The sequence below is a fragment of the Mesocryomonas fontinalis genome (assembly GCF_055730125.2).
This window is the reverse complement of sequence record NZ_JBUZWG020000002.1, coordinates 433,263-452,507: the sequence shown is the minus strand read 5'-3', so window position 1 is coordinate 452,507 and position 19,245 is coordinate 433,263. Positions and strand designations below refer to the sequence as shown.

Here is a 19,245-nt window from a genome sequence, read left to right as displayed (position 1 = left end):
CCACTGCGGTGGCGCCGGCTTTGCGCTCAGCGCCGTGGTTCGGACGAGGGAGCGTCGTCCACCCGCTCGGCCGACCGGGGCACGCCATCGACCTCCTCGGTCCTGTCGCGGTAGAGCGCGGCGCGCCCGAGGAGCATCAGGCTGATCGGCGTGGTGACCACGAGGAACACCGCGAGCAGCACCTCGTGCAGCACCGGCTTGGTGCCGAGGACGCTGAAGCAGATTGCCGAGGCGGCGAGGATGCAGAGGGCGCCGCCGGTATTGCCGAGGGTCGGCGCATGGATGCGCTCGTAGAAGCTGCCGAACCTCAGGAGCCCGATCGTTCCGAGCAGCGTGACGCCGGCCCCGACGACGATCAGGATTCCCACGGCCACTGCCGCCCAGACGGGTAGGTTTGCGAGATGGTTCATTCGATGACCTCGCCGCGCATGAGGAATTTGGCGAGCGCGGCCGTCGAGACGAAGCCGAGCAGCCCGATCACCAGCGCCGCCTCGAAGTAGATCACCGATCCCGTCCGCACGCCGAAGGTGACGACGAGGAGCATCGTGCTGACATACAGCGCGTCGAGTGCCATCACCCGGTCCTGCGCCCTCGGCCCGAGCATCATCCGCGCGGTGCAGCAGGCGATGGCCAGGAAGAGGAGAAGCTGCGCCACGGTGATCGCGGCCAGGAGGACGGTCTCGGTCATTCGAACAGCTCCAGCAGCAAGGGCTCGTAGCGCTTCTTGATCAGGTCGATCCAGTCCTGTTCGTCGACGAGGTCGAGCACATGCAAGAGGAGATGGCCGTTCGACGAGCGGTATTCGAGCCAGGCGGTCCCCGGCGTGCAGGTGAGGATGCAGGCGAGGATCGCCAGCGCCGTCGGATGGCGCAGCGTCAGCGGGATATCGACAAAACCCGACCTCTGGGCCTCCCGCGACGGCATGACGATCAGACGGGCGACCGCGAAGTTCGAGCGGACGACGTCGAGGCTGACGGTGCCGACGAGCTTCGGGATCGCCGACCAGCGCCGGATCTTCACCTTCTCCGGCCGCAATGGCACGACCAGCAGCGAGGTGATGACGGCGATGATCCCTCCCAGCAGGAATTGCCCGGCCGAGAAGCCGCTCAGAAGCAGCCACATCAGGAGAAGGGACAGCGTCAGCAGCGGATAGGGGAGGAGGCGGCTCATGGGTGCGCCTCCGCCGCTGGTGGGACACGGGGAGCCGACAACACGTCGGAGATATAGCCGGAGGGCGCGTGGAGCGCCGCCGCCGCCGCATCGGTGAAGCGCAGGATCGGGCCGCCGAACACGGTCATCGCCACGCCGATGGCAAGGAGGAAGCCGATCGGGGCGATCTCCAGCAGCCGCACCGCCGGCACCGTTCCGGCGATCGGCGCCCAGAAGGTGCGGATGCCCGCGCGCATCATCGCGATCATCGAGGCAAGGCCCGAGAGGATCAGCATCGCCGCCAGCACCAGAGCGGCGTTGGACATCGCAGCAGGAGCGTTCGATCCGTTCGCGGGAATCAGCGCGCTCAGCATCGCAAATTTCGCAACGAACCCTGACAGCGGCGGAAGGCCCGCCAGCAGCAGGCCACAGACGGCAAACGAGATGCCGAGCACCGCCAGCGTCCCCGGTATCAGCGTGCCGACTTCCTCTGCCTGCTCGCTCTCTTCGTCGGTCTCGCCATAGGCCTCGAGCGTCACCGCCAGGACCGAGGCCGCCGGGTCCTGGATCCGTTCCACGAGTTCGATGAGCAGGAAGAAGGCGCCAATCGTCAGCGTCGAGCTCACCATGTAGAACAGCGCGCCCGAGGTGACCCCGACATCCCGCATGCCGATGGCGGCCAGAAGCGTTCCGGAGGAGACGAGGATGCTGTAGCTCGCCAGTCGGCCGAGCGCCTGGGAGGCGAGCACGCCGGCAGCGCCAAAAGCGATGGTCGCGATGCCGCCGATGATGAGGAACGTGCTGCCAAAACCGGCGGAGCCGCCGGCCTCGGCGCCGAAGACCAAGAGCGAAAGCCGCAGCAAGGCATAGGCACCGACCTTGCTGAGGATGGCGAAGATTGCCGCGACCGGCGCTGCGGCCGCCGAATAGGCGGTCGGCAGCCAGAAACTCAGCGGCCACATGGCGGCTTTCGCGAGGAAGGCCATCCCGAGGATGGCCGCGCCGGTCTGGAGGAGCGTACGCTCCTGGCCGCCGAGCAGCGGCACCTGGCGCGCGAGATCGGCCATGTTGAGCGTCCCGGTGGTGCCGTAGATCATGCTGACGCCGATCAGGAAGAACAGCGAGGCGACGAGGTTGACGACGATGTAGTGCAGGCCCGCCCGGACCCGGGGGACGCCGATGCCATGCAGCATGAGCCCGTAGGAGGCGGCCAGCATCACCTCGAAGAAGACGAAAAGATTGAACAGGTCGCCGGTCAGGAAGGCACCGCTCAGCCCCATCAGCAGGAACTGGAACAGGCTGTGGAAGTGCGGGCCGCTGCGGTCCCACCGCGCCAGCGCGTAGAGGAGCGCCGCCACCGCAAGGACGCTCGCCAGCAGCACCATCAGGGCGGACAGGCGGTCGAGGACGAGGACGATGCCGAAAGGTGCCGGCCAGTTGCCGAGGAGATAGGCGTTCGTCAGCGTCCGGCCATCCGGTGCGCCACCGGTGTCGGCGATGCCGACGAGCATCACCGCGACTACGGCGAGTACGAGGGTCGAGACGAGGGAGATGGCGGCCTTCATGCCGTGACGCCGCTCGTCGAGCAGCAGCAGGAAGGCGCCAGCGACCATCGGCAGCAGGATCGGTACGATGATCAGGTGGTTGCGGATCATCCGGGATCCTTTCCGTCGACGTGGTCGCTGCCGGTCAGGCCGCGCGAGACCAGCAGCACCACGAGCAGCAGCGCCGTCGTCGCGAAGCCGATGACGATGGCCGTGAGGACCAGCGCCTGCGGCACCGGGTCGGCGAAGTCGGCCGGATTGATGGCGGCGGTATCGGCGAGGATCGGCGGCGCGTTGAGGCGCAGCCGTCCCATGCCGAAGATGAAGAGGTTGACGCCGTAGCCGATCAGCGACAGGCCGATCACCACCTGGAAGGTGCGGGGCCTGAGGATCAGCCAGACGCCGGAGCCGACGAAGGCGCCGATGAGGATGGCGAGCAGGAACTCCATCAGCCGTCCTCCCTTTCCGCTGCCGCGAGGCGGCTGGCGCGCAGGCTGCGCGTCGACTGGTGCGCCAGGGCGATCAGCATCAGGACCGTCGCGCCCATCACCAGCGAGAAGACGCCGAGATCGAAGAACAGCGCGGTCGCCATCGGCACGTCGCCGATGATCGGCACGCTGAGATACTGCGAATGCGAGGTGAGGAACGGATAGCCGAACACCCAGGAGCCGCAACCGACGATCACCGCCAGCAGAAGGCCCGCGCCCATCCAGCGCACCGGCAGCACCCGAAGCCGGTCCTCCACGGTCCGCGTGCCCAGCGCCATGTACTGCAGCAGGAAGCCGCAGGCCATCGCGATGCCGGCCGCAAAGCCGCCACCGGGCAGGTCGTGTCCCCGGATGAACAGGTAGGCGGCAAACACCATGATCACCGGGAACAGCCACTGCATGATGACCGAGGGCACCAGCATGTAGTCGGTCAGCGTATCGCCGACGCTTCGATCGGAGCGCGCCGCATCGAAGGCGTTCTGCTCGATCTGCTGGGCTGGCGCCTCGATGCTGTCCGGTGCCGGCCTGAAGCGCCGCAGCAGCGCGAAGATCGTGATCGCGACGATGGCCAGCACGGTGATCTCGCCAACGGTGTCGAAGCCGCGGAAGTCGACCAGGATGACGTTGACGACGTTCCGCCCGCCGCCTTCGGAATAGGCGCGCTCGAGGAAATAGTCGCCAAGGCTCGCAGGCACCGGGCTCGCCATGACGGTGTAGGCGAGCACGGCGATGCCGAGGCCGCAGGCGAGGGCAATGGCAAGGTCGAAACGGCGGAGGCTCGCGATCACGCGCTGCGTCGTCGAGGCGATCGCCTCGGAGCGCTTCGGCAGCCAGCGCATGCCGAGCAGGATCAGGACCGTCGTCACCACCTCGACCAGCAGCTGCGTCACCGCAAGGTCCGGTGCCGAGAACCAGACGAAGCTGATGCAGGTCACGAGGCCCGCCCCGCCCATCAGCATGAGGGCGAAGAGCCGGTGGAACTTCGCCTGGTAGGCCGCCCCGATGGCACAGACGACGCCGATGGCGCAGAGCCCGGCATAGGCCGGATCCATTCCGGCAAGCCGCAGCGTCGGCCAGCTGAAGCCGCCGGCTTCCAGCGTCGCCAAGGCGGCGAGGAAGGCGATGACGACGAGCCAGCGAAGCTGCGTCTGCAGCCTGCGGGTCCCCAGCCGCTGCTCGATGAACCTGGCCCAGCGCCAGGAAACCATCACCAGGATGCGCTCGAAGATGCGCTGGCCCTTCAGACGGCGGAAATAGGGCGGGCCCTCCTCGCAATGCGCGAGATAGGATTTCAGCCAGACATAGAGCAGCATGCCGGCGGCGAGCGCGAAGATGCTCATCAGCAGCGGCACGTTGATGCCATGCCAGACCGAGAGGCTGTATTCCGGCGTCGCCTCGCGCAGCACGGAGCGCACGGCGACGTCGAGATAGGGACCGATCGTCATGCCCGGGATGATGCCGACGACGAGGCAGACGAGGACGAGGAGGCCGATCGGAAACCGCATCAGCATCGGCGGCTCGTGCGGGACGGTCGGCAGGTCGGAGGAGAGCGGGCCGAAGAACACGCTGTGGATGAAGCGCAGCGAATAGGTCACCGCAAACGCGCTGGCGAGGACGGCGGCATAGGGCGCTGCGGTGTCGAGCAGCGAGTTGGCATGGGTTTCAATCGCCTCGGCGAAGAACATTTCCTTCGACAGGAAGCCGTTCAGCAAGGGCACGCCCGCCATCGACGCGCTCGCGACCATGGCCAGCGTCGCGGTCACCGGCATGAACCGGAACAGCCCCCCGAGATGGCGCATGTCGCGCGTGCCCGTCTCGTGGTCGATCACCCCCGCAGCCATGAACAGCGAGGCCTTGAACGTCGCGTGGTTCATCATGTGGAAGATCGCGGCGACCGCACCGAGCGGGCTGCCGAGGCTGAGCAGCAGCGTGATCAAGCCGAGATGGCTGATCGTCGAATAGGCGAGGAGGCCTTTGATGTCCTGCTGGAAGATGGCGAAATAGGCGCCCAGCACCATCGACATCATGCCGGCGAAGCCGACGATCCAGAACCATTCATAGGTGCCGGCCAGCACCGGCCAGAACCGCGCCATCAGGAACACGCCGGCCTTGACCATCGTCGCCGAGTGCAGGAAGGCCGATACCGGCGTCGGTGCCGCCATCGCGTTCGGCAGCCAGAACTGGAACGGAAACTGCGCGCTCTTGGTGAACGCGCCGAGCAGCACCAGGATGAGCGTCGGCAGGTAGAGTTCGTGCGAGCGGATGAGGTTGCCCGAGGCCAGCACCACGTCGAGGTCATAGCTGCCGACGATGTGGCCGATGAGGAGGACGCCGCCGAGAAGGCAGAGGCCGCCGACGCCGGTGACCGTCATCGCCATGCGGGCACCGTCGCGCGCCCCGACGTTGTGATACCAGTAGCCGATCAGCAGGAACGAGAAGATGCTCGTCAGTTCCCAGAAGACGACGAGGAGGATCAAATTGCCGGACAGGAGAATGCCGAGCATCGCCCCCATGAACGCCAGGAAGAAGGCGTAGAACCGGTGCACCGGATCCTCAGGCGACATGTAGTAGCGGGCGTAGATCGCGACGAGCAGGCCGATCCCGCCGACGAGGACGGAGAACAGCCAGGCGAACCCGTCCATTCGCAGCTTGAAGTCGACGCCAAGGGTCGGGAGCCATTCGAGCCGGAAGACCGCGACGCCACCGGCGGAGACGCTGGGATAGGCGGCGATCGCCAGGATCAGCACGCCGAGCGTCGTCGCGACCGCGAGCGCTGCATGAAGGTCGCGCAGGCGCGACGGCAGCAGCGGCATCGCGAAGCTGCCGAGGAAGGGCAGCGCGATCATCCAGATGAGCAAGGCGCCCCCGGTCATGTCATCGATGATCCCCAAATCGTGTGTTTTGCTATTTCACCCAATATGGTTGATATTATCAAGGTTCAATAGGGCCAGCCGTATGCTTATTTTCCCGGAGCAATGCCGTGCCGCCCGCGGCCTGCTCAATTGGAGCCAGGAGAACCTGGCGCTTGCGGCAGGCATCTCGCGCAGCACGATCAAGGATTTCGAGGCGCAGCGGCATTGCCTGCAGCGCGCCTCCGAGAAGCTGCTGGTCGAGACGTTCGAAATCGCCGGCGTCGAACTCCTGTTCGACGATACCGGCGGCCGCGGGGTTCGCTTCAAGCGCTCAACTGACGCCGGCGGATGACAGCGTCAGATGCGGACCCAGGAAGGCCCGGTTTGGCCTCGCCCTTTCAGTCAAACTGGCGCTTCGACAAGATAGCGCATTCTGCTGCCGGCCTGCCCTCGGAGCGGGGGGCACTAAACGCCTCCTTGAGGTTTATCGCGCAGATTTGACGGATTGCCGACCTTTTACCACCGCTCGAGACCGGACGCCCCCGCCATGCGCAAAGCCCATCTCCTCGCCTTTTCCCTCCTCGTCTCCGCGATCCCGGCAAAGGCGCAGGAGGAACGAGCCCTCTCCGGGGCGGAAGTCGCCCAGATCATCTCCGGCAATACGGTGCAGGGCAACATGGCGGCGGGCGGTCCCTACCGGGAGTTCTACCTGCCCGACGGGACGCTGCGGGGCTCCAACTACGACGGGCGCTGGAGCGTCGTCGGCGACACGCTCTGCTTCACCTATGATGCGACGACGCCCGCGCAGTGCTGGAGCGCGCGCATCAACCGGTCGAAGGAGATCTCCTGGATCAAGAACGGCATCGTCGACGGGACCGGCGTCATCCAGCCTGGCAACCCCGCCAACTTCTGAACGAGCGCCCAGCGAGGCGGCCCGAGATCAGGCGGCCCGAGAGCAGGCCGCCTTAGATCAGGCGGCCTTGGTCGCTGCGACCGAACCCTCGACGAGGGACGCGCTCTGGAGGGCTGGCAAGGGACGGCCGAAGAAGAATCCCTGCACCTGCTGGCAGCCTTCGCGCCGGAGGAACTCGGCCTGCTCGGCGGTTTCGACGCCCTCGGCCGTGATGATCATATTGAGGCTGTGGCCGAGCCCGATCACCGATCGAACGATGGCATTCGACTTTTCCGCCGACAGGTCGGCGATGAAAGACTTGTCGATCTTGATCTTATCGAAGGGGAAGGAGTTGAGGTAGCCGAGCGAGGAGTAGCCGGTGCCGAAGTCGTCCATGGCGATCCGGACGCCCAGCGCCTTCAGCCGGTTCAGCGTGTCGCGCGCTCCCGCGCCGTCGCGCAGCAGAACGCCCTCGGTGATCTCGAGCTCGAGCTGCGCGGGCGCCAGCCCGGTCTCCTCGAGGACTTGAGCCACGAGGGCGACGATGTCGCGCTGGATGAACTGCACCGGCGACAGGTTGACGGCGATCACGATGCCCGGCCATTCGGTCGCCTGGGCGCAGGCCGTGCGCAGCACCCATTCGCCAAGCGGCACGATCATCCCGGTCTCCTCGGCCAGCGGGATGAAGTCGTTCGGCGGCACGAGGCCCCGCGCCGGATGGCGCCAGCGCACCAGCGCCTCCATCCCGAGAATGCGCCCGTCCTCGAGCGCCACCAGCGGCTGGTAGTGCAGCTCGAACTGGTCGAGTTCGAGTGCCTGGCGGAAATCCTGCTCCAGCGCCCGGCGGGCATCGCGGTCGAGGCCCATGTGCGCCTCGTAGACCTGCGCCGTGCCGCGACCCGCCTCCTTGGCGTTGTAGAGCGCGATGTCGGCGTTGCGCAGGAGGAGGTCGCTGGACACGGTGCTGCCGTCGGGCATGGCGATGCCGATGCTGACGCCCAGATGGTGCTCGCGTCCGGCGATTTCGTAGGGCGCCTTCAACGCCGCCTGGATCCGGCGCGACAGCGCCATGGCGTCGAGCGGCTGCGCAAAGCCTTGCTGGACGACGACGAACTCGTCGCCGCCGAGCCGTGCGACCGTGTCGTTGGCGTGGATGGACGACTGCAGCCGCAGCGCCACCTGCTGCAGCAGGCTGTCGCCGGCCGCGTGTCCCTGGGTGTCGTTGACGTCCTTGAAGTGGTCGAGGTCGAGGCAGAGGAGGGCCAGCTGCGTTTGCCCGAGCCTGTGGGTTTCCAGCGCGCGGTCGAGCCGCTCGCGGAACAGCGCGCGGTTCGGCAAGCCGGTCAGCGTGTCATGCAGCGCGAGATGCTCCGCGCGTGCCTGTGCCTCGACTTCCCGGGTTATGTCTGTCGCCGTGCCGCGATAGCCCATCCAGACGCCATCGTCGCCGATGATGGAGCGGGCCGAGACGCGCCCGATCCGCGGCCGGCCCTCGCCGTCCTCGTAGCTGTAGCGCAAATCCCGGACGCGGTGACCGGCCGACGATGAAGTCGACGGCCGCAGCCAGCCGGCCTCGGAACTGTCGACCCGGAAGAAGGTCTCGAGCGGCATGCCGATCGCGGCCCGCTCGGAAAGTCCCGTTACCTCTTCGAAACGCGAGGACACGAAGACCAGCCGCATGTCGCTGTCGCATTCCCAGATCCAGTCGGACGAGGCTTCCGCCACGTCGCGAAAGCGCGCTTCGCTCTTCTGCAAGGTTTCGGCGTAGGCATCGATCGTCCGGGCGGAGGATGTCAGCCGGTCGTTGGCGCGTCGGGAGTAGCGGTACGTCAGGCCGGCGAGAACCGAGAACACCGCGAAGGCGGCTCCCATCGGCGGGAGAACGAACCCCATGAGCTGGTCGCCCGGCCGTTCCGGTATCCAGGTGACGTAGCCGATGGTCCCGCCTGTCGGCGCATGCAGGGCCAGCGACGCGCCGAGGTCGGCGCCCTCGCTTGGCCGAAGCCGGAAGCGGTTCAGAAGATAGTCGCTGCCAATCCGCGACAGCAGCGGTCCGTTCAGCTTCTTCGAAAACACGAGGACAGGGGCACTGGGCAGTGCAGCTGCCGTCTCCGCGCGAATGGCGGCGGCGGCCACGAGGAGAATGTCGTCGCCCGAGCGCAGGAGCCCAACCTCGGGCATGCTGCGGTCGCGCGCGCGGTCGACCAGGTCACGCAGGCCGGCGGGGATCGCGGCGAAGGCGTCCAGCGCCACCGAACGGCCTTCCACCACCGCGTAGCGCGTCTTGTCGTCGGCCGACAGCACGAAGGCCATCTCGTAGCCGAGGCTGGCGAAGATGTTGGCGCCGAGATTGCCGTCGCCGGACGCCCAGCCGAGGTCGTCGGAGCGGGCGAACCGCTGCCTGAAATCCTTGCGCTCGGTGTAGTCCTTGAGGTTGCGGGCAATTTCGCGGTGCTTCACGCCGAGCGCCGTCTCGGCCAGCTTGACCGACGCCTCGATGGCGGCGTTGTTCTGCCGGTGAGCGCTGATCAGGACCAGCGCGGTACCGACCATTCCGGCAGCCGCCAGCATCGCCAGCAAGGTGCCCACGACCCGCCGGCTATAGCCGCTCCCCACGAACTCACTTGCTTTGCTGCCCACTGGACGCTCCCGAACGTTCGGTGACGCTGCCAGAAAGAGGTGAAGCAATTGCCACCAGACCCCTTGGAAAAAGGGCCTGGAGCCCTGTTTCCGGCGCGCCGCGCGTCAGGTGGGAGCCACCATTGGGGCGAGAGCGAGAGCGAGGGCGACGGTGGTGAAGATCGCGGTCACCACGAAGAGGGTCGCCATCACCGGGGCGAGGGCTGCGGCGTATCCCACCCTGGCACGAAGGACGAACCAGCGGATCTCGACGGCGACATACCAGACAAGACCCACGAGACGACTTCGTCCAGCAGCTCCTCGATGGATACCGCGACGGGCCCGGCTACCAGCAGGTGAAGCCGCCATCGACCGCGACGATCGCCCCGGTCATCAGGCTCGCGGCATCGGAGGCGAGGAAGAGCACGGCCGAGGCGACTTCATCGGGCTGGCCCATGCGGCCCATCGGCGTATCGGCGAGCCAGCCGGGAATGCGGTCGGCGTTCAGCGGATTGGCCTGCACCATCGGCGTCTCGATATAGGTCGGCGCCACGGCATTGACGCGGACGCCGTGGTGCGCCCATTCGGCGCCCATCGACTTCGTCAGATGGTGCACGGCAGCCTTGGAGACGTTGTAGGGCGTCTGCGGCTGCGGGCGGTTGGCGATCGTGCCGGACATCGAGCCGATGTTGACGATCGCCCCGCGCTTCGCGGCGATCATGTGCCGGCCGAAAGCGCGCGAGCACCAGAACACGCCGTTGACGTTGACGTTCATCATCCGCAGCCAGGTGGCGTCGGTGACGTCCTCGGAGGAAATGCCGCTTTCGCCGATGCCGGCATTGTTGACGAGGATCGTCGCCGGCGTGCCACGTGCCGCCAGCATGTCGGCGATCTCCGTCATCCGCTCGGACGAGGTGACGTCGCCGACGATGGCCTCGGCCTCGAACCCCTTGGCCTTGAGCGCGGCCACGCCCGCTTGCCCTGCCTCTTCCGTCGGCTCGAGCAGCACCAGCGTCGCGCCCGCCTCGGCGAACACTTCGGCGCAGGCAAGGCCGATGCCCCGGCCGCCGCCGGTGATCACGGCGACTTCGCCGTCGATCCTGAAACGTTTCATCTGCATGTCGCTACTCCCATAACGAAATCTATCGAGGCCGGACCGCCCGGAACGGACGCCCAGCCAGGTCGGCGTCAGCGCGTGGTGTAGCCGCCATCGACGAGCAGCACCGAGCCGGTGACGTAGGCCGAGGCCGGCGAGACCAGGAACAGCACGCAGTTGGCCACTTCCTCGGCGCTGCCATAGCGGCCCATCGGCGTGCGGCCCCGCCAGACCGGATCCCATTCCGGATTGGTGAAACCGCCGCGCGACATGTCGGTGTCGATGTAGCCCGGTGCGACGGCGTTGACGCGGATGCCCTCGGCGGCGAACTCGCTGGCGAGGCTCTTGGTCATCATGTGCACGGCGGCCTTGGAGGCGTTATACATCACCTGGCGCTGCGGCATGTTGGTGGCAACGCCCGACATCGAGCCGACGTTGAGGATCACGCCTTCGCCCTGGCTCTGCATGGTCGGCAGGACCGCGCGCGAAAATCGGAAGACCTGGGTGATGTTGGTGGCGACCAGCTCGTCGACCCGTGCATCGTCGAAATCGGTGGTGTCGCCATGCCGGGCGATGCCGGCATTGTTGATGAGGATGTCGATCCGCCCGTATTTGTCGAGCGTGTGCTTCACCAGCCGCTCCGGCGTGTCCTCGGCGGTCGCGTCGGCGGAGACGAAGTCGTACTCGTAGCCCTTGGCTTTCATCAGTGCGTCGGCTTCCGGATTGTCGCGCCGGGCGGTGAGAACGGACCTGGCGCCCGCCTCGCCGAACAGTTCGGCACAGGCAAGGCCGATGCCGCGGTTGCCGCCGGTGATCAAGGCCACCTTTCCATCGAGACGAAATTGACCGAGTGACATGGATCCCTCCCAGGTGATGTCCGTCCCGGACGGCTGTCCGGAACGCAGGCTATGCTTCGCTCAGCCGGCGCGGGCCGTCCGGGCGATGAAATCGTCGAGCTCGGCGCGCGAGCCTGCGCCCTCCATGGGCCCGCGCACGCCGACATTGCGGGCGCCGGCAGCATTGGCGTAGTCGAGCGCCGCAGCCGGCGAGAGGCCGAGCCGCCGGCACGCGACATAGGCACCGCCGAAGCAGTCGCCGGCCCCAGTCGGGTCGACTTCCGCGACGGCAAAGGCCTTGGCATCGACGCGGGTACCGTTCGCACCGAAGACGGTCGCGCCGTGCTCGCCGCGCTTCAGCGCGATCTCGCCGATGCCGCGGGTGAAGAGCGCCGCGACGGCTTGTGCCTCGCCCTCGACACCGGCGGCGACGAACAATTCCTCGCCGGACGGCAGGAGCAGGTTGGCGACGTCGATGAGCTTCTGGAAACGGATCTGCGTCTGGCCATGGCCGAGCAGTTCCTTGCGCAGGTTCGGGTCGAAGGACACGCTGCCGCCGCGGGCCTTGATGGTGTCGACGGCGCGCTCGATCAATTCCCAGGCGCCGGGGATGGCGAAGGCGGTGCCCATGACATGCAGATGGCCGGCGCGCGCGAACAGCTTTAGTGCCGCCTCGGTCGGGCCGATCTCGGCCGCCGCCGAGGTGCCGATGTTGTAGACGAAGTCACGTGCGCCATCGCCGCGGTAGCGCACGAAGGCGCTGCCGGTCGGCAGTGTCCGGCTGACGGAGATGGCGGAGATGTCGGCGCCGTCGGCACGGAGCCGCGCGATGTTGAGCCGGCCGAAATCATCGTCGCCGACGCTGGCGACGATGCCGGCCTGGCCACCGATCTTGGCGCACTGGTCGATGAAGATCGCCGGCGCACCGCTCGGATAGGGGCCGACCAGCTGCAAGGGCTCGAGGAAGCCGAGACCGGGCTCGACCGCCATGATCTCGACCAGGATCTCCCCGATCACCACCGTCGGCCCGAGCGCGTCCGGCGCCAGCCCGGAGGGGCGGGCCGTGGCGCTAGCCATTGCAGTCGACGCTTCCGTGCCCGGCGTTTTCCATGACGATCCTCCCTTTTCGGCCATTCTCTGCCGTCCTCCGATGATGTCGGGAGATGAACGCTGCCGTGACGAGGGTCACGGCGCGCGCAGGTGCCGCTTTTCAGTCAGGGGTAAACAACTTTGTTTCGGCGTGCAACATATTCCCGTGGCAACGCTCAGATCGGCGCCGGTCGCGCGCTGTCGCCGATTTCGCAAATCGCACCCGGCGGCGGCTTTGGCGTATCGTCGGCTGGCGTCGCGTCCTCGACGTAGCGGGCGGCCTCCACCGACAAAAAGCGCTTGTGCATCATGGAGGCCGCACCGAAAGCGCCACCGAAGGCCGCCTCCTGGTTGACGCTGATCTCGGGGCTCGGGAAGCTACCCTCCTGCGCCTGTTGCATGTAGGCGGCGACGCGTTTGGCGACGAGCGGGTAGAGCGCCGCGACCGAGCCGCCCAGCACGATCCGGTCGGGGTCGATGATGCGGCAGGCCTGAACGAGGCCGAAAGCGAGCGCCTTCGCCCATTCCTCGGCGATGGCGATGGCGCGGGGCACCCGGTCGCGGACATCGGCGACCAGTTTTTCGAAGCCGGGCGGGGCCGCTGTGCGCGACTCGCGGTAGGCGGCGATCAGGCTTTCGAGGCCGATCGCCTGTTCCAGCGTGCGGCCGGGCTCGCCGTCCAGCACCTTCAGATGGCCGATCTCGCCGGCCAGCCCATGTGCGCCGCGCAGCAGCACGCCGTCGACGATGATGCCGCCGCCGACACCGCTCTCGAGCACCAGGAACAGCGTGACACCGGACACCGGCGCCGGGCGGCCATAGGTCGCGCCGATGGCGAAGGCGTTGGCGTCGTTCTCCGCCATGACGGCGACCGGGACGGGCAGGGCCTTCTCGAGGAATTCCGCGGGATCGAGGTTGCGCCAGCCGAGCAGCGGCGCGATGCGGACGCGGCCGTTCTTGTCCATCTGCCCGGGCACCGAGAGGCCGACGCCTTCGCAGCGCTCCCAGCGATCCGCCGGTATCATTCTGGACGCCTGCTGAACGGCTTTGGCCACCGCCGCCTCGATGCCGAGCGAGGGGCCGTCCAGCGGCTCGACGCTGGAGGAGACGATCTTCGCCGCCAGATCTAGCTCGACCACGCTGATGTGCTCGACGCCGATCTCGATGCCGAGGAAGAACATTGCCTCCGGCACCAGCTGCAACAAAATGCCTGGCCGGCCGGCCCGGGCATAGCTCGGCCGCTCCGCAGCCGCCTGCGCCACCTCGCGCACCAGTCCGCTCGCCGTCAGCCCGGCGATGATGTGGCCGGCGGACGAGCGGTTCAGCCTCAGCTTGCGCGCGAGCTCCGCCCGGCTGAGATGGCCGAACTGGTGCAGGGCCTGGAGGGCGGCGACCTCGTTGCTCTGCCGCACGCGGCGCGGGGAACTGGCGATCGCGGCGGGATCGGACAACGGCGTTTCCTTGGCCACGGGGCAGCGCGGCGGACAGGTGGGGCTCCTTGCATAAGGCCGGGACCGAGACGTCACAAGCCCCGTGCCGGCGGAACGTCATGGTGACGCGCCCCGGCATCCTCAGCCGGTTAAAGGTCGACGGCCGGAGCCTTTGTTCGGAAGCCAGATCCTAAGGCTGAAACGCCTGTAGCGCCTGCACCACCAGCGCATGGTCCTCGACATCCGGCAAGCCGCTGACCACGGCGGCGCCGATGCAGCCGGTGCCGGTGAGGATGATCGGCACGCCGCCGCCGCTGGCGGCATAGTCGCTGTCGGCCAAGGCGTAGCGCTCGGCCAGCGACTTGCCCTTGAACTCGCACAGCAGACGCATGGCGAGCGAGGAGCGGCGGAAACGCATCACCGTGTTGCGCTTGCGGCGGATCCAGAAGGCATTGTCGGGCGTCGCGCCGGGCAAGGCGGCGGCAAACAGCACGTGCCCGGCGACGCTGATCTCGACCGCGATCTTCAGCTGCCGCTCGGCCGCCTGCGCCCGGATCCAGCAGCCGACCTTCCAGGCGAGGTCGGCGTCGAAGGCGGGAAAACCGAGGCCCGCTTCCTGCCGTTCGACATCCTCGAGGGTCAAGATCGTCATCCACGTCTCCCCGCTGCTCTTCCGGCCGGTCAGACCGCCGGCGTTTAGGTTGTGCCATCCGCATCGAGGGCGAGGGCGCCCCAGATCGCCGCCTGCCAGCCGAGACGGGTATAGACGATCCCGGGCGGCTGGACACCGCTCTCGGCCGGCAGGCAGGCGCGGATATGCTCCGCCAGCGCGGCCCGTGGAAATCCGTCCATCTCGGCGACACCGCCGCCGATCAGCAGCCGGCGCGGCGAGAACAGCGCGAGGGCGGTGACGATGCCCAGCGCCTGGTCGCGCACGAGCTGGTCCAGCGCCGCGCGGAAGGCCGGATCGCCGCCGCCGAGGAAGGCCGTTGCCACGGCGATGCCGGAGCGTTCGGCAAGCGCTGCAAGGGCCGCGCCGGAAGCGTGGTGCTCGAGGCTGTCCGGAGGGGAGCCCAGCTTGGCGGGGCGCAGCGGGATGTGGCCGATCTCCAGCGCCCAGCCGCCGCCGCGAAAGATGCCATCCCGCCCGAGATAGGCGGCGCCGATGCCGGTGCCGATATAGACGGCGAGAACCTCCGTCTCGCCGACGACGGCGCCGGCCTTCGCCTCGCCGAGCAGCTGCAGCACGACATCGCGCTCCAGCCGCACCGGAAGTCCGAGGGCTGCGAACAGCTCCGTCGCGATCCTGTGGCCGTCGAGCTCGGGAACATTCTTGGCGCGCAGCACGGTATCGAAGTCGTGGTCGAGGAAGCCGGGAACGGTTGCCACCACCCGGGTCGGGGCGAAACCGGCAGCGGCGCTCGCCTCGGAGATCAAGGCGGCGAGGGCGGCGGCTGGATCCTCAGTGCGGATTCGCATCGTCGGAAAGGTTCGGGTGATCTCGCTCGGCCGGCCTCTTTCGGCAAAGCCGATCTTCACCGTGGTGCCGCCGATCTCGACCACCGCGAGGACGCTCACGCCACCCGCTCCAGGAAGGCTGCGAGCGCGCTCCGGAAGTCGCGGGCGTATCGGTCTCGGTCGACGGATTTCGGCGTGATGCGGACGAGTTCGGCGCCGGGGATCAGCGCCGCCAGCATCTCGGCCATGGCTTCGGGGTGGGCGAGGTCGTGGCCGTGCCCGATCACCAGCACCGGCAGGTCGATCGCGGCGATCTCCGTTTCCGTCACGCCCGGCCCGTCGGCGGCGATGGCCGACAGCAAGGCACCGAAAGTCTTCGGCTCCGGCCGGTCGAAGAAACCGATGAGGCTCGCGAGATTGTCCGGCGCAAGACGGGCGAGTTCGGCTGCGGTGTCGCTGGCCTCGAAACGCCGGCGCGCTTCTGGCGGCGTGTAGCGTTGCAGCAGTTCGCCGGCGAGGGCGTAGGGCGCCATGTTCGGCGGACCGGGCTCGGCGACCCAGGCGGGGCGGGCGAGGATCAGGCCCCGCAGCCGTTCCGGCTGTCGCACGGCGAGGCGGAGCGCGATCGCTGCGCCCATCGAGATGCCGCCGATCACCGCCGGCCCGAGCTTCAGATCGTCGGCGAGGGCGGCGAGGTCGTCGGCGAAGGTGGCGATCGAGAAGCCCTCCGCCGGACCGAAGGGTGAACCGCCCTGGCCGCGGCATTCCAGCGTGAGCCGGCGGACGGCGGGGGCGGCGGGAAAGATGCCGGCGACTTGCGCCTCGTCGCCGCCGAGCCCGTGCTGGAAGAGCACCGGCGTGCCGCTGCCGACATCGCGGTAGCGCAGGTCGAGGCCTTCACGCGGGAAGCTCGCAAAGCTCATCGGCTGCCGCTCTCGGCCAGCACGCCCCGGAGATAGACCGCAACGCCCGCCGCCTCGGCTTCGGACAGGCCGTGCGTGACCAGCGGCCCGTCAAAACCGGCGCTGCGCAGCCGGGCCACGAAGTGCGCGAAGTCGATGACGCCGCGGCCGGCGGCGGTGAAGCCACCTTGGGGGTCGCGGTCCTTTGCATGGGCCATGGCGATGTCGTCGCCGATGAGGTCGACGGCCTCTTCGACGAGGCGGCGGCGCTCAGTCGGCTCGGCGATCTCGAAGAGGTTGGCGGGATCCAGTACCACGCGCAGCCGGCGGCTTCCCATCGCCGCGATCAGCCGACGGGCATCGGCGGCGGAGGCGACGACATTGGCAAGCTCCGGCTCGATGCCAAGATCGACGCCGTGTGTCTCGGCGATATCCAGCGCTTTCGCCATTTCGGTGCTGAGATCGCGCCAGGCCTCAGGCGTCGCGTTGTCGGGGTGGAAGCGCCACTGGTCCTCGGCGTCGCGGGTGCCGGTGCAGAGCGTCACCAGCCGTGTGCCCATCGCTTGGGCGGCGGCGCAGAGCACCTCCAGCCGTGCGAGACCTTGCCGGCGCACGGCGGGGTCCGGGTGGATCATATTATAGGTGCCGGACACCGCCTCGATGGCGATGCCGGTGGTGCGCGACGCCGCGCCGATCGAGGCGGCGGTCTCGGCGTCGATCGCATCCGGCATCGACGGCAGGCCGAGGCAGGCGAGGTTGAACTGCGCGCCGGAAAAACCGGCGGCCGCGACCGCCTGCAGCGAGGGCTCGGCGCCGACGGCAGCGAAGGTTTTCGCGAAGATCCCGAGCCGCATCAGACGGCTCCCGTGACGTCGGCGAGGCGAACGAGCTTGCCGCCGGCCTCGACCGAGCGGGCGACGGCGACCATGGCCCGCACCGAGGCGAGGCCCTCGTCGATGTCGGCGCCGACCATCGGCGCGCCGTCGAGGATGACGCGGGCGAAGGCTTCCACCTGACGGCGGTAGAAATGCCCGTCGGCGCCAAGCGTCCGGTGCCAGCCGCCGTCCGCCTCGCGAAAAATGTCGACGTCGCTGCTCTTGTAGAACCAGGGATTATAGATCTTGCCGAGCACACTGCCGTTCTCGCCGTAGATCTGGAACCCCTCGTGCCAGTCCATGCGGACGGCGACGGTGAGATCGAGCTGGCCGATCGTGCCGTCGGCGAAGTGCGCCGTGACGAACCAGCAATGCGCGCCGAAACGCTGGGTGAGGTGCGCCTCGACCGCCTCGATCGGGCCGCCGAGATGGCGGGCGGTGTCGAGCATGTGGCAGCCATGCGCCAGCATGTAGTAGCGCTTGAGGTCGGCTTTCGGATTGACCGCCGGCTTTTTGGCATTGGCCGAAGTGACGATCAGCGGCTGCACCGCATCTGTCATCGCATAGCGGTGGGTGTTGTCGCAGTACCAGCCCTTGTAGCCGAGCTTCTCGCCCATCTCGGTATCGACGAAGGCCTTGGCGCTCTCGATGCCGGGATCGAAGCGCTTCATATGACCAACCTGCAGCACCTTGCCGGAAGATTCCACCGTCGCCTTGAGGCCCTCGACTTCCTCGATCGCGACGCCAACCGGCTTCTCGCACAAGACGTGCTTGCCCGCCTCCAGCGCCATGCGGGAGGCCTCGACGTGGAAGGTGTCGGCGGTCGCGATGATCACCGCGTCGACGTCGGGATCATCCAGCATGGCGCGGTAGTCGGAAAAGGCACGCGTCGGCGCGAAGGTCGCGGCCATGCGCTCGCGCAGATCGTCGGCCACGTCGCAGATCGCATAGAGCTCGGCATTGCGGGCCTTGGTGCAGGACTCGAAGTGCGCGGCCTGGGCGATCGGTCCGCAGCCGAGAACGCCGATCCGCAACCGCCTGTCGTCTTTTTTCATCGTCCGAATTCCTCGTTCGACCGTGTAACGCACCGCAACACCGGAGGATGCGAGCGTATTTGTTCTGAAAAGCAACTAATATGGAGGGCGTTCGCCGTCAACCATTCGGCCATGCTGCGCTGCACGCATTTTCAGAAGCAGTGCGAAAATTGACGCACGCTCGTTTGTCTGGTTTGTTGAAAGAAAATACAAATAAAGCGGGAGGGGATAACTTGGCGGTGCTGGCCAGTCTGAAGAACATCGTCATGGATTTCGGCGCCATCCGCGCGCTGAACGACGTCTCGCTGGATATCCACCAAGGTGAGGTGCTGGGCCTGATGGGCGACAACGGCGCCGGCAAGTCGACGCTGGTCAAGACCATCGCCGGCAATTTCCAGCCGACCTCCGGCACCTTCACCATGGAGGGCAAGACGCTGGCGCTCTCGGGCCCCGCCGATGCCCGTCGGCACGGGATAGAGGTTGTCTATCAAGACCTTGCGCTCTGCGACAACCTCACCGCCGCCGCCAACGTCTTCCTCGGCCGCGAGCTGATGAAGCAGGTGGGGCCTTTCAAGGTGCTTGACCGGCCCCGCATGAACGCCCGCTCGGCCGAGCTCTTCGCCGAGCTGAAGTCGGAGACGCGGCCGGCCGACCTTGTCAACCGCATGTCCGGCGGCCAGCGCCAGGCCGTCGCCATCGCCCGCACCCGGCTGGCGCAGTCGAAGATCGTGCTGATGGACGAGCCGACCGCGGCGATCTCGGTGCGGCAGGTGGCGGAGGTGCTGGCGCTGATCCGGCGGATGAAGGACCAGGGCCTGTCGGTGATCCTGATCAGCCACCGCATGCCGGACGTGTTCGACGTCTGCGACCGTGTCGTGGTGATGCGACGCGGGCAGAAGGTCGCCGACAAGGCGATCGCGCAATCGAGCCCCGAGGAGGTCACCGGCCTCATCACCGGTGCCATCGCCACGGCCTGACCGC

At 67.6% G+C, this 19,245-nt stretch carries 20 protein-coding genes; 3 read left to right on the top strand and 17 right to left on the bottom strand.

Annotated features, from left to right (window positions below):
- Positions 1-26: 26 nt before the first annotated feature.
- Genes mnhG through ACZL02_RS07210 form a run of 6 tightly spaced genes read right to left on the bottom strand, consistent with a single transcriptional unit; the run spans position 27 to position 6,054 of the window.
- Positions 27-410 (bottom strand): monovalent cation/H(+) antiporter subunit G, encoded by a 384-nt coding sequence (mnhG, locus tag ACZL02_RS07235; RefSeq protein WP_472937916.1) that lies wholly within the window; start codon positions 408-410, stop codon positions 27-29.
- Positions 407-688, bottom strand: coding sequence for a K+/H+ antiporter subunit F (locus ACZL02_RS07230; RefSeq protein ID WP_472937915.1), 282 nt, complete (start codon positions 686-688; stop codon positions 407-409). Before ACZL02_RS07230 ends, mnhG begins: the two co-directional genes overlap by 4 nt.
- A complete protein-coding gene (locus tag ACZL02_RS07225; RefSeq protein ID WP_472937914.1) occupies positions 685-1,170 on the bottom strand; it encodes a Na+/H+ antiporter subunit E in 486 nt (161 codons plus the stop codon). The genes ACZL02_RS07230 and ACZL02_RS07225 overlap by 4 nt, the downstream gene beginning before the upstream one ends.
- Positions 1,167-2,804: a monovalent cation/H+ antiporter subunit D gene (locus tag ACZL02_RS07220; RefSeq protein ID WP_472937913.1), complete on the bottom strand. Its 1,638-nt coding sequence runs from the start codon at positions 2,802-2,804 to the stop codon at positions 1,167-1,169. Before ACZL02_RS07220 ends, ACZL02_RS07225 begins: the two co-directional genes overlap by 4 nt.
- Positions 2,801-3,142 (bottom strand): Na+/H+ antiporter subunit C, encoded by a 342-nt coding sequence (locus tag ACZL02_RS07215; RefSeq protein ID WP_472937912.1) that lies wholly within the window; start codon positions 3,140-3,142, stop codon positions 2,801-2,803. Before ACZL02_RS07215 ends, ACZL02_RS07220 begins: the two co-directional genes overlap by 4 nt.
- A complete protein-coding gene (locus tag ACZL02_RS07210; protein WP_472937911.1) occupies positions 3,142-6,054 on the bottom strand; it encodes a monovalent cation/H+ antiporter subunit A in 2,913 nt (970 codons plus the stop codon). Before ACZL02_RS07210 ends, ACZL02_RS07215 begins: the two co-directional genes overlap by 1 nt.
- Between ACZL02_RS07210 and ACZL02_RS07205 the strand changes: the two genes are divergently transcribed.
- Together ACZL02_RS07205 and ACZL02_RS07200 are read left to right on the top strand one after the other, a co-directional pair.
- Positions 6,053-6,385, top strand: coding sequence for a helix-turn-helix domain-containing protein (locus ACZL02_RS07205; protein WP_472937910.1), 333 nt, complete (start codon positions 6,053-6,055; stop codon positions 6,383-6,385). The two genes, ACZL02_RS07210 and ACZL02_RS07205, sit on opposite strands and share 2 nt — an antisense overlap.
- A 195-nt stretch (positions 6,386-6,580) precedes the next feature.
- A complete protein-coding gene (locus ACZL02_RS07200) occupies positions 6,581-6,946 on the top strand; it encodes a hypothetical protein (RefSeq protein ID WP_472937909.1) in 366 nt (121 codons plus the stop codon).
- Between the two features lie 57 nt (positions 6,947-7,003).
- Here ACZL02_RS07200 and ACZL02_RS07195 read toward each other — a convergent pair whose 3' ends face one another.
- The 11 genes from ACZL02_RS07195 to ACZL02_RS07145 form a co-directional block, all read right to left on the bottom strand.
- Positions 7,004-9,565 (bottom strand): bifunctional diguanylate cyclase/phosphodiesterase, encoded by a 2,562-nt coding sequence (locus ACZL02_RS07195; RefSeq protein WP_472937908.1) that lies wholly within the window; start codon positions 9,563-9,565, stop codon positions 7,004-7,006.
- Between the two features lie 105 nt (positions 9,566-9,670).
- Complete coding sequence (locus ACZL02_RS07190) at positions 9,671-9,841, bottom strand: hypothetical protein (RefSeq protein WP_472937907.1); 171 nt, start codon at positions 9,839-9,841, stop codon at positions 9,671-9,673.
- Positions 9,842-9,890: 49 nt separating this feature from the next.
- Positions 9,891-10,664, bottom strand: a complete 774-nt coding sequence (locus ACZL02_RS07185; protein WP_472937906.1) for an SDR family NAD(P)-dependent oxidoreductase — start codon at positions 10,662-10,664, stop codon at positions 9,891-9,893.
- Between the two features lie 68 nt (positions 10,665-10,732).
- Positions 10,733-11,497, bottom strand: coding sequence for an SDR family NAD(P)-dependent oxidoreductase (locus tag ACZL02_RS07180; RefSeq protein WP_472937905.1), 765 nt, complete (start codon positions 11,495-11,497; stop codon positions 10,733-10,735).
- A gap of 60 nt (positions 11,498-11,557) precedes the next feature.
- Positions 11,558-12,553 carry a tagatose kinase gene (locus ACZL02_RS07175; protein WP_472937904.1) on the bottom strand — a complete coding sequence of 332 codons (996 nt, stop codon included), beginning with the start codon at positions 12,551-12,553 and terminating at the stop codon, positions 11,558-11,560.
- Between the two features lie 188 nt (positions 12,554-12,741).
- Positions 12,742-14,016: an ROK family transcriptional regulator gene (locus tag ACZL02_RS07170; protein WP_472937903.1), complete on the bottom strand. Its 1,275-nt coding sequence runs from the start codon at positions 14,014-14,016 to the stop codon at positions 12,742-12,744.
- Between the two features lie 169 nt (positions 14,017-14,185).
- Entirely contained in the window at positions 14,186-14,647 is a 462-nt protein-coding gene (locus ACZL02_RS07165; protein ID WP_472937902.1) for a heme-degrading domain-containing protein, read from the bottom strand.
- A 44-nt stretch (positions 14,648-14,691) separates the two neighbouring features.
- Positions 14,692-15,573: an ROK family protein gene (locus ACZL02_RS07160; RefSeq protein ID WP_472937901.1), complete on the bottom strand. Its 882-nt coding sequence runs from the start codon at positions 15,571-15,573 to the stop codon at positions 14,692-14,694.
- Complete coding sequence (locus ACZL02_RS07155; RefSeq protein ID WP_472937900.1) at positions 15,570-16,376, bottom strand: alpha/beta fold hydrolase; 807 nt, start codon at positions 16,374-16,376, stop codon at positions 15,570-15,572. Before ACZL02_RS07155 ends, ACZL02_RS07160 begins: the two co-directional genes overlap by 4 nt.
- On the bottom strand, positions 16,373-17,209 hold the full coding sequence (locus ACZL02_RS07150; protein WP_472937899.1) for a sugar phosphate isomerase/epimerase family protein: 837 nt from the start codon (positions 17,207-17,209) through the stop codon (positions 16,373-16,375). The genes ACZL02_RS07155 and ACZL02_RS07150 overlap by 4 nt, the downstream gene beginning before the upstream one ends.
- Complete coding sequence (locus tag ACZL02_RS07145) at positions 17,209-18,285, bottom strand: Gfo/Idh/MocA family protein (RefSeq protein WP_472937898.1); 1,077 nt, start codon at positions 18,283-18,285, stop codon at positions 17,209-17,211. Before ACZL02_RS07145 ends, ACZL02_RS07150 begins: the two co-directional genes overlap by 1 nt.
- A gap of 212 nt (positions 18,286-18,497) precedes the next feature.
- On the opposite strand from ACZL02_RS07145, the gene ACZL02_RS07140 reads away from it, so the two are divergent.
- Positions 18,498-19,241, top strand: coding sequence for an ATP-binding cassette domain-containing protein (locus ACZL02_RS07140; protein WP_472937897.1), 744 nt, complete (start codon positions 18,498-18,500; stop codon positions 19,239-19,241).
- The last annotated feature ends 4 nt before the right edge of the window (positions 19,242-19,245 follow it).

Bases quoted from the DNA above. Each gene is read 5' to 3' on its own strand.
- ACZL02_RS07205 (WP_472937910.1), top strand. From the start codon at position 6,053: ATGTCATCGATGATCCCCAAATCGTGTGTTTTGCTATTTCACCCAATA.
- ACZL02_RS07200 (WP_472937909.1), top strand. From the start codon at position 6,581: ATGCGCAAAGCCCATCTCCTCGCCTTTTCCCTCCTCGTCTCCGCGATC.
- ACZL02_RS07230 (WP_472937915.1), bottom strand. From the start codon at position 688: ATGACCGAGACCGTCCTCCTGGCCGCGATCACCGTGGCGCAGCTTCTC.
- ACZL02_RS07185 (WP_472937906.1), bottom strand. From the start codon at position 10,664: ATGCAGATGAAACGTTTCAGGATCGACGGCGAAGTCGCCGTGATCACC.
- ACZL02_RS07150 (WP_472937899.1), bottom strand. From the start codon at position 17,209: ATGCGGCTCGGGATCTTCGCGAAAACCTTCGCTGCCGTCGGCGCCGAG.
- ACZL02_RS07215 (WP_472937912.1), bottom strand. From the start codon at position 3,142: ATGGAGTTCCTGCTCGCCATCCTCATCGGCGCCTTCGTCGGCTCCGGC.
- mnhG (WP_472937916.1), bottom strand. From the start codon at position 410: ATGAACCATCTCGCAAACCTACCCGTCTGGGCGGCAGTGGCCGTGGGA.
- ACZL02_RS07210 (WP_472937911.1), bottom strand. From the start codon at position 6,054: ATGACCGGGGGCGCCTTGCTCATCTGGATGATCGCGCTGCCCTTCCTC.
- ACZL02_RS07180 (WP_472937905.1), bottom strand. From the start codon at position 11,497: ATGTCACTCGGTCAATTTCGTCTCGATGGAAAGGTGGCCTTGATCACC.
- ACZL02_RS07155 (WP_472937900.1), bottom strand. From the start codon at position 16,376: ATGAGCTTTGCGAGCTTCCCGCGTGAAGGCCTCGACCTGCGCTACCGC.
- ACZL02_RS07225 (WP_472937914.1), bottom strand. From the start codon at position 1,170: ATGAGCCGCCTCCTCCCCTATCCGCTGCTGACGCTGTCCCTTCTCCTG.
- ACZL02_RS07175 (WP_472937904.1), bottom strand. From the start codon at position 12,553: ATGGCTAGCGCCACGGCCCGCCCCTCCGGGCTGGCGCCGGACGCGCTC.
- ACZL02_RS07145 (WP_472937898.1), bottom strand. From the start codon at position 18,285: ATGAAAAAAGACGACAGGCGGTTGCGGATCGGCGTTCTCGGCTGCGGA.
- ACZL02_RS07220 (WP_472937913.1), bottom strand. From the start codon at position 2,804: ATGATCCGCAACCACCTGATCATCGTACCGATCCTGCTGCCGATGGTC.
- ACZL02_RS07165 (WP_472937902.1), bottom strand. From the start codon at position 14,647: ATGACGATCTTGACCCTCGAGGATGTCGAACGGCAGGAAGCGGGCCTC.